Source organism: Pseudoclavibacter helvolus, from assembly GCF_014191305.1.
GTDB classification, from domain to species: domain Bacteria; phylum Actinomycetota; class Actinomycetes; order Actinomycetales; family Microbacteriaceae; genus Pseudoclavibacter; species Pseudoclavibacter helvolus.
Map to the genome: position 1 here is coordinate 95,771 of NZ_JACHWJ010000001.1, position 11,664 is coordinate 107,434.

At 67.1% G+C, this 11,664-nt stretch carries 13 protein-coding genes; all 13 read right to left on the reverse strand.

Annotation, left to right across the window (positions count from 1 at the left end; all coding sequences use genetic code 11):
• Nucleotides 1–10 precede the first annotated feature (10 nt).
• The 13 genes from FHX72_RS00385 to FHX72_RS00445 all read right to left on the reverse strand — a co-directional run bounded on the left by FHX72_RS00385 (nt 11) and on the right by FHX72_RS00445 (nt 11,643).
• A complete protein-coding gene (locus FHX72_RS00385) occupies nt 11–1,465 on the reverse strand; it encodes an SCO6880 family protein (protein WP_244963952.1) in 1,455 nt (484 codons plus the stop codon).
• A 21-nt stretch (nt 1,466–1,486) separates the two neighbouring features.
• A complete protein-coding gene (locus FHX72_RS00390; RefSeq protein WP_183622370.1) occupies nt 1,487–2,848 on the reverse strand; it encodes a conjugal transfer protein TrbL in 1,362 nt (453 codons plus the stop codon).
• 40 nt (nt 2,849–2,888) lie between these two features.
• A complete protein-coding gene (locus FHX72_RS00395) occupies nt 2,889–3,158 on the reverse strand; it encodes a DUF6112 family protein (protein ID WP_017883434.1) in 270 nt (89 codons plus the stop codon).
• A 109-nt stretch (nt 3,159–3,267) separates the two neighbouring features.
• Nucleotides 3,268–3,534: a DUF6112 family protein gene (locus FHX72_RS00400; RefSeq protein ID WP_183622372.1), complete on the reverse strand. Its 267-nt coding sequence runs from the start codon at nt 3,532–3,534 to the stop codon at nt 3,268–3,270.
• Between the two features lie 10 nt (nt 3,535–3,544).
• Nucleotides 3,545–5,185 carry a M23 family metallopeptidase gene (locus FHX72_RS00405; RefSeq protein ID WP_183622374.1) on the reverse strand — a complete coding sequence of 547 codons (1,641 nt, stop codon included), beginning with the start codon at nt 5,183–5,185 and terminating at the stop codon, nt 3,545–3,547.
• 10 nt (nt 5,186–5,195) lie between these two features.
• On the reverse strand, nt 5,196–5,921 hold the full coding sequence (locus FHX72_RS00410) for a hypothetical protein (protein WP_183622376.1): 726 nt from the start codon (nt 5,919–5,921) through the stop codon (nt 5,196–5,198).
• Nucleotides 5,922–5,957: 36 nt separating this feature from the next.
• Complete coding sequence (locus tag FHX72_RS00415; RefSeq protein ID WP_183622378.1) at nt 5,958–6,938, reverse strand: ParB N-terminal domain-containing protein; 981 nt, start codon at nt 6,936–6,938, stop codon at nt 5,958–5,960.
• A complete protein-coding gene (locus FHX72_RS00420; RefSeq protein WP_183622380.1) occupies nt 6,935–7,783 on the reverse strand; it encodes a hypothetical protein in 849 nt (282 codons plus the stop codon). Before FHX72_RS00420 ends, FHX72_RS00415 begins: the two co-directional genes overlap by 4 nt.
• 91 nt (nt 7,784–7,874) lie before the next feature.
• Nucleotides 7,875–8,336, reverse strand: coding sequence for a hypothetical protein (locus FHX72_RS00425; protein ID WP_183622382.1), 462 nt, complete (start codon nt 8,334–8,336; stop codon nt 7,875–7,877).
• Nucleotides 8,333–9,019 carry a DUF2637 domain-containing protein gene (locus FHX72_RS00430; protein ID WP_183622384.1) on the reverse strand — a complete coding sequence of 229 codons (687 nt, stop codon included), beginning with the start codon at nt 9,017–9,019 and terminating at the stop codon, nt 8,333–8,335. The genes FHX72_RS00425 and FHX72_RS00430 overlap by 4 nt, the downstream gene beginning before the upstream one ends.
• Nucleotides 9,019–9,987: a bifunctional DNA primase/polymerase gene (locus FHX72_RS00435; RefSeq protein WP_183622386.1), complete on the reverse strand. Its 969-nt coding sequence runs from the start codon at nt 9,985–9,987 to the stop codon at nt 9,019–9,021. Before FHX72_RS00435 ends, FHX72_RS00430 begins: the two co-directional genes overlap by 1 nt.
• A gap of 232 nt (nt 9,988–10,219) precedes the next feature.
• Complete coding sequence (locus FHX72_RS00440; protein WP_338109982.1) at nt 10,220–11,128, reverse strand: helix-turn-helix transcriptional regulator; 909 nt, start codon at nt 11,126–11,128, stop codon at nt 10,220–10,222.
• Nucleotides 11,129–11,205: 77 nt separating this feature from the next.
• Nucleotides 11,206–11,643 carry a MarR family winged helix-turn-helix transcriptional regulator gene (locus tag FHX72_RS00445; RefSeq protein ID WP_183622388.1) on the reverse strand — a complete coding sequence of 146 codons (438 nt, stop codon included), beginning with the start codon at nt 11,641–11,643 and terminating at the stop codon, nt 11,206–11,208.
• Nucleotides 11,644–11,664 lie beyond the last annotated feature (21 nt).

Consider the following 11,664-nt stretch of genomic DNA (forward strand, 5'->3'; position numbering starts at 1 on the left):
GCTTGGCGGCTCAGACCTTGCGGCACAGCGGTAGCGCGGCGGCGGTGAAGGCCTGCGCCTGCTGGCCGACCAGCACGCGGGTCTCGCACGAGGCTTGAATGGCGGCTTGCTCGATCGCGGCGACTGCCGCTTCCAGTTCCTCGAGCGAGTCGGCAGACACGGAGATCAGCCCGGTGTAGCGGAGCACTCCGTGCCCGGCGGTCAGGTCAGCCTCCTGCTGGAGCACGTCGTGGTACTCGGCGGTCTGCGAGGCGTCTTCGATCTGCCCGATGCGGGCACGCTGGGCTGCGTCGGAGATGTACTCGGTCTTCTTGCGGCGAATGTCGCGGGCAGCCTGATCGGTGCGCAGCGGGGTGCAGATCAGCGAGAACGCCCGATGGATGCCGCTACTGAGCAGCACGGGAGAGAGGAACCCTGGATGCACCATCGAGCGCGGCCACTCCGAGATCCAGACGACGCAGTGATAGGCCGAGTCGCTGCGCAGATGCCCCCACGACTCGGTAACCGCGACCGGCCCGGCAGTGGCGAGGTCGTGCCCGAGGTCACCGTGGCGTTCCAGCGTGGCGGCGATAGCTGGGTCATACGCCGAGCGCAGGATGACTGCGATCTGTCCGGTGCTGAGCCAGCTCGTGCTCGTCAGGTCTGCCGAGCGCAGCGCCGCCGACAGCGTGCCCATCTCCTGTCGCAGCACGTTTGCTGCGCCCTTGACGCCGCCGCCTGCGGTGCGAATCTGACGGGCGGCAGCACGCATATCCAGGCTCAGACTGAGGGTGGTTGCGTGGCGTTCCCCGGCAGGCCCGGCCCGTTCGATGAGTTCCTGATAGGTCGTCGCCGCCCACGAGCCGTCAGCGGTGCCGTGCGCGGCCCACCACTCGGCCAGACCCTGCCCGGAGTCCGGCAGTGTGCGTTCCAGCACTTGCAAGGTGGCGATGCGCCCCGAACGGCACACGGTCGCCAGCACCCTGCCCCACGCGGTCACGCGTCGTTCTTGCTCACCGGGGTCGAGCAGCACGAACGCGGGATGGGTGATCTCGGTGACGACAGTGAGAGTGCCGGCGGTGGGATCGTGCACCATCCCAGCCCCGGTCTCGGGATCGACGTACTCGCGCAACCGGGCCATGTCGCCTGGCAGCGCGAGTGTGCCCGCCGGGCGTGGGGTGACGATCCTGCGCCGGTAGGCCAGTTGCCCGCCGGTGGTGCGCCACAGCCACCAGCACGCCACCGGCAGCCACTCGACCAGCGGGCGGCCCGCGACCGGAATCCAAGTGATCGCGGCAGCGATAATCCAAATCGGCGCGGTGATGAGGAACAGGACACCGCCGCCGCCGTAGAACGCGGCCACCAGGCTCGCCCCGCCGACACCGAGGGTGATCAGCTGAGACAGCGACAGGCCGAGCAAGATGCCGCGCCTGGTGAGGCGGGAGAATTTCACGGGCACCAGCTCGCCGCCGCGTTCGTGGGCCATTTCAGTGTTCGGCATCGCAGGTCATTCCTTCGTCGGCTTGGGCTGGGGAGACGGTGGTGGCGGGGAGCTGTTCGGGGTCTTCGGCAACGGCCCGGAGGGAGGCGGTGCGTGGGGCGTGACCGGAGCCTGCCCCGACTGCTCGGCACCGGACGCGGCTTGATCGGCTTGACCGGCGAGCGCCTGGCCCGCTTTTGGTCCGGCGGTCGCGGCTGCCTTGACCACTGCGGCACCGGCCACTACTCCTGCGGCGATCGGCCCTGCCGCCGCTGCACCACCCCCGGCACCCGCGGTCCCGGCGGACCCACCAGCGCCAGCGCTGCCCGCTGAGGACGGCGGGGGCGTGGGATTTGACTTGGGGCCACCACCGGCACCACCGCTTCCGCCGCTGGCTTTCTTGTCGCTGCTCTTGCTGCCTTCGTCGAGCACCTTCTTCGGCTCGCCGCCCTGCGGCTTGCCCGGCGTCGGCACGGGCCGGTTGAGGGCGCTCTTGGCCTCCTGCTCGGTGCCCATCGAGTTGTAAAGGTCGAAGCCGATGAACGACAGGAACCGGTAGGTCATGTACGGCGCGAACCCGGCCAGCGCCATCAGCACCACCCCGGCCAGCGGGTCGGCGATGTTCGACAGGTCGGCGTCGATGGGGGCCGACACCTGGGTCACCGCGACCAGCAGAATCACGACGAGCACCAGCTTGGACAACACGAGCGCGATGACGAACATCGCCCACTTGGAAATCCACCCGCGCGTGGCATCCCAGGAGGCACCAGAGAACGCGAACGGGGCCAAGACCACCGCGACCAGCAGCAGCGCCTTGCGGATGAGCAGGGACAGCCACACGATCGCTGCGGCGGCGATGGCCAAGGATGCGAGGAAGATCGTCAGGATCGCTCCGACTCCGGGAGCGCCGACGTTCAGTGCGGTCAGTCCGGCGACGAGAATGGCGATCTTGTCGCCCATCGTCTCGGTGGTTTCCCCGGCGGCTTGGATGATCCCGACTGCGAGTTGGTCGGTGATCTCCAGCAGCAGCGTCACCAGCGTGATGACCACGAACGACCCGAGCACGCTCTTGGCCAAGCCGAGGGCGGCGCGGGAGAGGGCGGCGGGTTCTCGGCGGATCATGCCGGTGATCAGTTGCAGGCAGAAGAACAGCAGCATGACGAACACGGCGATCCCGAAGATCAGGTTGTAGACGCCCACGTACTCGCCGCTGGTGACGTCGACCATCGTGGTGGTGTCGAAGACAGTCCAGACGGCCTCGAACAGCCAGGCGGCGGCTTCGCCCATCGCGCTGGCAAGCCAGTCGAACGGGGCCGAGATTAGCGTCGCGGCAGCTTCACCGGCGACATCGCAGACGCTGGAAATGACGGGGATATCGCACACGCCCATCACGAGCCTCCTTGTAGTTCGGAGTTGTTGATGGGTGGGTTCAGACGGCTTGGCCGACGCCCCAGAAGAAGTTGATGAGCGTGACGGACGCGCCACAGACGACGGCTGCACCGCATGAGATCAGAACGCCGATCTTGCCGCGACCGGCCAGATGCGGGTTGGATGAGTTGGAGCCGTAGGCCCAGATGATCGCGGAGACGATCAGCGCCAGAACGCTGAGGATCAGGCCCACGGTCATGACTGCGCCGACGATGATGCGCAGCTGTTCGATTCCCGGCAAGCCGCTGGAGTTGGGGTCGATGTCGATCACGGCAGTTCTCCTTCTTGAAGCGTTGGGTGGTTCTGCCGTCAGGTGCACCCCGCCGCCACACGTACGAGAGCGCCCGCCCCAGAGGGCGGGCGCTCAGAAGCCGTAGGGGTCAGAGTTGTTGGCCGATGCCGATCAGCCAGTTCATCCACGCGACACCGGCCCCGGCCAGGACTGCGCCGCCGAGGGAGACCAGCACCCCGACGCGGCCCTTGGAGGCGGCGGCATAGTTGCCGGTGCTCGATGAGACCGCCCAGATGATCGCCGAGACGATCAGCATCAGCACCGCGATCACGAGAGCGAACATCAGCAGCGCCCCGACGACCTCCCGTAGATCGCCGATGCCTGCCAGTCCGTCGAAGTCGGGAAACACGTTCATGACGCACCCGCTACTTCACCGTGACGTGGAGGTGGTCGTAGTGCCCACCCGTCACATTGCCGGGGTCGTGCATCCCGCCGCCGTTGTATGGACGCCAACCCTCGGAATCGCGCGAGAGCGACCAGATTTTGCCTTGCCAGATCAGGTACTCGACGCCGAGCGCTTCGGCGTGGGTCTGCATCCACTCGGTGACCTGCCAGCCGTAGGCGAGCTGCTCAGCGGTTGGGTACTGGCCGATCGCGTTGCCGAACGTCAGATCACACGCACGGCCCAAGGGATGCTCCGATTGGGTGCCGGGCCGGGGTGAGTAGCAGCCCCACCCGGTGTCGGGGAACGAGGCGATGGTCTGCTCGTACAGGTGCAGCATCCGGGCGGCGATCTGCCCGGTCGAGGTCGGGTCGTCGACCATCCGGTTCGGGTCATCGCTGTCGAACGGTGCCGGGTCACCGACAGTGCCAGTGCTGCTCTCACATCCGGTCGGAGACCCGACTGAGGCTTCAGGGAGGTCGGCGGCGTTGTGCTGGTTCAGCCATGCGGCAGGGTCGATGAACTCTCCGTTGGTGCCGCCGTCACGAACCTCGAAATGCAGATGCGGCCCCGTGCTCATGCCCGAGGAACCGACGTCGGCGATGTGCTGCCCGGCACGTACTTGATCGCCCAGCGAGACGTGGATGCCGTGCTTCCAGCTGTGCGCGTACGCGGTCGCCACGGTGCGCCCGCCGATACGGTGCTCGATCACGACCAGGCCGCCGTACCCGCCGGAAAACTCGGCGACGGTGACCGTGCCAGAGGCGGCGGCGAGGATCGGGGTACCGTCCGGCGCGGCGAAGTCAGAACCCGTATGGAAGCTCTGCTCCCCGGTGATTGGGTGGATGCGCGATCCGAACGGTGACGTGGGAACCCAGGTGCCCTCCGGCAGTGGGAACACCACGCGCGATGACTCCGCGACCTCAGCCACTACGACAGTGGGGAGGAGCGGTGCTGGGTTGATCGGTCCACCCGCTCCCGTGAGCGTGCTCAGGATGGTGAGTGCGACCGGCTCGTAGTTGTTGTACCTGTCGGGGTAGGCACTGACTTCGACCGCCTGAGCTGCCTCGCCCTTGCCCATCTGCTGCCAGCCGGGAATGTCGAGCAGGCCACGCGGACTCGGGTAGTTCGGGCCGTCCGGTCCCCCGTAGAACGCCCGAGCTTGATAGGTGGCGTCCATGAGTTCGGCGACGCTGCCCCACCCGGACTGCGGGCGCATCTGGAACAGGCCCAGGCTGTCGTGGTCGCCGCCATCGCCGTCGTTCGGGTAGTCGGCGCTCTCGGGATAGGCGGAGGTGTTCGACAGCATCCGCAGGGTGGATTCGGTCAGTGCTGCCATGAGTGCGATCTGGATACCGTCGCGCCCGACCCCGTCGATACCAGAACCGATCTCGATGATGGTTGCCGCGTGCGTGAGCTGTTGCCGGTTGAGCGTGATGGTCTCGCCGTTTGCGGTGGTGGCCGTCAGCGAGTCGGGGATGTTCCCGATGGTGACGCCGGTGCCGTCGATGGTGCACGCGGCGTTCGCGGCGGGATTCATCAGCACGCCGATCGCTAGCAGACCGACGAACGGGCCGAGCAGGAGCAGCAGGGCGAGAGCGATGACTGCTTTCTTCATTTTCATGGCCTCCGTGTCAGCGCAGCGGCTGGTCGAGCATCGACAGGCGCAGCAGATAGCAGGACGGCACCTCACCCGCATCGGCTGCGCCGGTCTCGCTCTGGCTGCCCGTCGGCGGGGTGTCGGGTGGGCAGGCGAGGAAGATCGTGAACACCACCTGGTGCTCAGAAGTCACCGGTTCGTCGTTCCAGATTCCTTCGCGGTGCCGGGTGCCCTCGATCGTGATGGCGGTCGCCCCGACCGGGAGCTGGCCGGGCCGGGCTTGCTCGACTGCCCCGGCCCACTGCTCAGGTACATAGGCGTCGGTGATGGCCAGGTGCTGGCTCGTGCTGTACTGGCGCAGATCGACCCAGGCGTCACGGTCCGGCAGGTAGGAGGTGACGTCGGAGGCCAGGCCCGCTTGCTCATTCCCGGTCGGGTCGCCCACGTCGAGCAGCACGGCGGTGTGATCCAGCGGTAGGAACCCGCTGGTGGCATCCCAGGTGAATAGCGCATGCGCGGCCGAGCGTGCGAACTCTTCGGGGTCGGTCGACGGGGCGATGTGGGGCAGGCGCGGAGTCGGCTGATCGGGAGTGGAGCGAGTCGGAACCGGTGGCCTATCAGGTGACGGACCGGTGTCGTTCGGGCCGGTCACCAGCCCGTAGACGCCGATCGCAGCCAGGACGAGGAACGCGACCCCGGCGCAGAAGAGGGAGATCAATCGGCGGCGGGTGCGGGCGGGATCATCGGGAGTCGTCTTCATAACCCCCAGGTGCGCCGCCCACGCACCCGATGAGGGTCAGAGCGCTCGTAGGTGCCTACGCGGGTTGTCCAGCGACTGCCGGGCGGCGCGTAGCTCGTCGGCGAACGTACTGGTGCCATCAGCGGTCGCCAGGAACGAGCCGATCTGCTCGTCGGTGAGATCGCTGGCCAGCATCTCGGCGTCGTAGTGCATCCACCAGTCGGCAAGCTCCGTCCAGGTGGCGACGAACGCGCGCACCGGCCACCGCGCAGGCTCGGTCTCACTCGCGGAGATGACCGGCACGGGCTTGGCTTGCGCCGCCTGAGCGCGGGCGACGGCCTCACGCGCCGCGGCCTCCAGATCGGCGTCCTCGCTGGTCACTTCGGCGACAGCGGCACGAATGCGCTCGAAGCCGGGATGCACCGGAGCACCGGCGTTGATGCGTTCGACCTCCGCTGCCGCCTCGGCGCGCACTGTCGCGGGCAGATTGGGGTCGTCGGTGACTTGCCGCAGGTAGTCGATCTTGTCGAGCGTCTTGTACGACGCACCGCCGGGGATCATTGCGGCGGCTTGCTCGCTGGCTCGGCCCGCAGCTTCGGACGGTGCGGGAAACTTTCCCACGCCGTCGTTTCCGGGCTGGTTCTCCGCACTGAACCTTGTTGCTGCCTGCCTGCGCGCGGCGTCCTCGGCCATGAGGGTCTTCAGTTCGCTGTACAGCGCAGACTTCTCGCTCGGGGTGAGGTCTTTGTGCAGAAGGTTGTCGTCTTGCTCGGCCAGCAGGTGTCCCAGCCTGCCCGAGACGCCCGAGCGCACCCACACGCTCACCGTGCGCCAGCCGAGCAGCTTGATCGCGGCCAGCCGCCGAGCGCCGCACACCAGCACCCCGTCGATGGTGACCGTCAACGGTTGCAGGAGTCCGTCGCGGGCGATGGACTCGGCCAGCTCGGTCAGGTCGCCCAGATCGGTGCGGTGCCGGTTGCCGACGATGATCGAGGCGACGGTGCGGTCGAGTTCGATGTGCCCGGTGTGCCTGCTCATGACCGACCCCCATGTTTGGGGGCCGCGAGGGAGATCATCAGTACGAGATCGTCGTCGCGCAGCAGCGCGCGCAGACTCTCGCCAATCAGCAACCTGAGCAGGATGCCGCGCCCAGCAGTGGTCGCGGCATAGGCCGGGCTGGGATGCCCGAGCAGCGCCTTCAACAGCGCTGTCCAGGCGGTGCCGTTCACGTCCAGCAGGGCGCGAGCGTGCTTGTCGCGGCGCAGCGCTTCATAGGCGCTCTGGCGGCTACCCGCACCGGCCAGAGCCTGGCAGATGTGCTCGACCCCGGCGCGGGCGACGTGTGGGGGCCAGCCCAGCAGCGTGAACAGCGCGATCGCGTCCTCCACCGCCGAGCCTGCCGAGCAGCTCGTCGTCGTACTGGCCGGTTCGTCGGCGCCGGTCGGTTCGGGATCGGTGACGTGGAATGCGGAGTGATAGTCCGTAAGCGGGTTCTCCCGATCCGACAGCCTCTCCGCGTCATGGAACGCAGAGATGTGCGGGCGTCGGGCCTGATGCACCGAACACAACAGACCCTGCCCGCGTTCCTCAGCGATGCAGGTGATGCGCACCGCGTGGGTCACCACGCCCCACGGGTCGTTCGCGGTACGCGCGGCCTTGGTGCGCATCACATCGAACGCGGCTGATGCCGCCTCCCAGGGGTCGAGGCCGTGCTTGCGAGCCAGCGCTCCGTACTTATCGGCGGCGTAGACCATCAGGTCAGCGGCGACCGGATCGGATTGCCACGCGCCGGGGCCGCTCTCGTGCAGCCGGTTCAGCAGGGCACGCAAGCCCTCGCTGCGAGTGAAGTCTTCCGGTTCACGGAAGGTCGTGCGGGTTGTCATGATGGCACCTCCTGGCGGCAAGGTGCACGCAGTGGGCCTCTTCGTAGGGGGTGGTCGGGCGTTCGTTGTCGAGTCATCGCTGATCACCGCTTCACGACTTCCCGACCGCAGCCCTCGTCGGAGCGTGGTGCCGGACACCGTGCTCGAACGCCGACAGCGGGGACAGCTGCTTGGCCCGGTCGCCGAGGTTCCTCAGCCCGTCCGCCAACGGTGCACGGGCCTTGCGCGACATCTCGACCTCCAGGTCGATGCCCCGCCCGGCCAGTGACGCCGTATTGCGGGCGATCAGATCGGTGGGCCGCACCCACTCGATGCCGCGCGCCCGGTGTTCCTCGAGCTTCTGCTCGACCTCCGCCGCGTCAGCTGCATCGGTGATCTCGTCAGCTCCGGTGGTCTTGACCGTGGCGTCCTTGCGCTTGGTCACGTCAGCAGCGGCGACCGCCTCGGGCACCTGCCGAACCTCGCTGCGGTCTTCCGGCATCTCCGGTTCGGGCACATCCTCGACGCGCGCGTCCTCGTACGCTCGCGCCTGCTCTCGCGGGTCGATGCTCATGATGTTGTCTCCATTCCTGTTGTGGTCTCCGGTTCCTCGACCGGCGGGGTAAACCAACGGCCCACGGTCGAGGGATGCACATGCAACTCGTCAGCGATCGCCTTGTTCGACCAGCCGGCCTCCCGAAGCCGCGCGGCACGCTCACGCCGACCAAGCACCAGCTCGGCCTCTGGCTCGGCATCCGGTTCGGCTTCGGTCTCGGCTGCTGATGCTGGGTCTGCCTCGGCTACGGCTGGTAGCTCGCGCGGTGCCTGAGCGGGGCCATCCGGCGGCGTGGTGGTCGAGCGTGTGAGGACGACGGTGAGGTGCGTGCTGGCAAGCAGCACCAGCGGCGGCACCGCCGCGACCGTCGCGGCGAGCATCGCGGGCACGCTGGCATCAGCAGCAACGACCGCGTGCAGCGCGTTCGCAGCCACCGACACCAGCGCCCCACAGATCAGCAGCGCCCACGGATACCACGCGCCCCGGCGAACATCGAGTGCGACGACCGCGATCGTCGAGACCACGATCAGCCCGTCGACCAGCAGCGGCCAGATCCACGCCTGCTCCGAAGCGATACCCGACCGGGCCGCGAGGTCGGCCAGCGCCATGAACGAGAGCCAGAACGCACCGATGCCGATCAAGACCGTGCCAGTCGCAGCAGTCACCACCGCCCAACCCCACGCAGGTCGTCGTGCGCTCATCACAGCCCCCGCCCACTCGCCGAGGCCGCCACCGTCTCGCTACGGACAAGCAGCGCATCCGTCTGGCGTACTGGGGCACGACGACGCGGCCCGTAGGTACTGACGTGGCGATACGCCGAACCGACCGTTCGGGTGATCTCGCGCTCGCCCAGCCCAGACTGGCTCGCAGCCAGGCCAAGCACATCGAGCGCTTCGCGGGGCGAGTGGCCGTGCTCGGCCATGCGGCACGCGGCTTTGAACAGCCCGAGGTTGCGTTCGCCCCCGGGCCTGTTCGCCACCTGAGAGGCAAGCCGGGCAACATCCAGCGGCCAGCCACCCGGCGGCGCGGGCGTAGTGGTGTACTTCGGGCGAGGATCGAGGAAGTCGCGTAGCCGCTGCGCGTCCAGCCGCGCGACTGGGCGCGCGGTCACACTCTCGACCCGGTACTGCATCCGGCGACCGTCGATCATGCGCTGCGAGGGAGGCACGATGATGTAGCCGCCGTCGCCCCGAAAGTCGATACCCGCCCGGCCCACCTGCCACGACCGCTGCTCATGCTCCGTATCTGCGGGGAAGTGCAGATGCTTGCCGCCAGTCGGCGTCGTCACCACTGCCAACGGTTCCGGCAGCAGCCCCGAGTGGGCCGCACGTTCGAGCGCGGCGTACCCGTCGACCTTGTGCACGTCAACATCGACGACGACCACACCTGAAGCTGCACCGGTCGGGATAGCGAGGTTCGCGCGAGGCCGCTGCCCCCACCATGCCTCCACCTGACTGATGTCGGTGGTTGCCTCGCGAAAACCGCGCTCGGGAATCGGACGCTTCCCGCCCGGCGCGCACGGGAACACAGGCACACCGAGCCGTGCCAGCTCGCGCGCGGCGAGAGGCAGCGGCACGCCTTCGCCGAGCCGGGAGAAGATCACAGCGACCGCTGAGGCTCGGCGTGCGATCACATCCTGCGACGCATCCGCGTCGCGTACCTCAGCCATCGTCTGACCTCCTTCCGCCCGAGGCCACTCATCAACGAGTAGCCGTACGACCGTGAGGTACGTCGGGAGGGTCAGGAAGAGGAGACGGACAAGGAGACGAGACAGTGACCATCAAGCTTCTCGAAGAACCCGACGAGTCCTTACCGGCCTACCAGCCCGATTCATGCCTGAGACGGTTGGAGGTAGATGATCTGAAAGAAGCGGCGCAGAATTGGCAGATCCGGCACAGCGCTCAGACGATTTGCACGCCCATCCTGCGGTAATGGCCGGGGGTGACGCCGACGTACTCGCGGAACAGTCGAGTTGCGTGCGAGCGGGAGTGCCAGCCAACCCGCTGCATCGCAGCCGTGACAGTCAGATCAGTCTCCCGCAAGAGCTTGGCGAGGTGCTCGGCGCGGATCATCGTCAGGAACGCCAGTGGGGTCTTGCCGTATGCCTCCACGAACACGCTGGACAGCCGCGATGGCGACATGTGAACCTCGGCGGCAAGCTTCTCCAGCGTCCAACGCCGTGCCGGGTGGTCCCGCAGCAGAGCAGCCGCTCTACGAACCTCGGCTCGAAGCGGCGTGAAGCGGCGATTCCTGGGCAGTGTGGGTCGGATATGAGCGCGCTGCGACGGTGAAATGCGAACTGGTGAGACCTTGACGAACGGAGCGATCACGTAGGCGATCTGGAACCACAGCGCTTGGATACGCAGGTAGTGGTCCACGAAGTTCCCATCGATGCTGAGCGCGACAAGCTCGTCCAGCCACGGCATCAGCATCCCAGCTCGATCCTCGCCGAGACGCAGGATCTGTGCGGGCTCGGTGTAGAGGGTGTCGGCGAACTTCTGGGCGTCGAGCCGGTCTTGGAGAAACGCGGCGTACTGCCAGCGCACCTGGTCGAGGACGTAGTCGGTGTCGAGATAGACGGTCGTGACCGTGACCTGGCCTTCAGGCGCCGACCCTGCCAGCACGTTCGTGCCAAGCAGGATCACGTCACCGGGTCTGACGGCTTGCTGACCGAACTCGCTGAAGATAAACGCGGAGCCTTCCCGGACGACGACAACTTTCACGCAGTCATACGACACCGGCCCTACCGGGTGATGCACGGTTTGAGTCCGCGCCAGAAGCGGAACGTAGCCCCTCTGCTCGCCGCTCACCAAGACGCCTCATCAAAGCCGACAATGGCTCAATCGACCGCTCAGGACGAGCGAACGAAGAGACCGTAGGGCGTTGATCAACGATGCAGTACATAGAAGTCGCTGACCGCTTCCAAGTAGCGGACGACAACTGACAACTCGTCGGAGGTGAACTGTCTGCTGAGTGCATCAAACTCCGCGTCGGTGTTCCCATACAAGGTCCGAAGAGGGGCGATCGTCTCCGCTACAAGTTCGATTCGTGTCTTACGGCGATCCGTCGGGTCGGGGGCGCGACGAACATACCCTGCCTGTTCGAGCCGGTCGAGCAGCTTCGTGACCGTGCTGGTTGGCATGCCCGTGGTGTCACTGATCTGACGCGGCGTCCGCACGTCATCGCGTAGCACCATCAGGTGGAGAGTCTGAAGGTCCGTGACCCGCAGTCCGTGCTGTCTGGCGACCAGCTCGTTCCCGAGGATCGCATGTACCAGCTGGCGCTGTAACGCCCCCCGAGCCTGTCCCACCAGGTCCTCTTTCATCCTATGCTCCTCCTCGGTTGC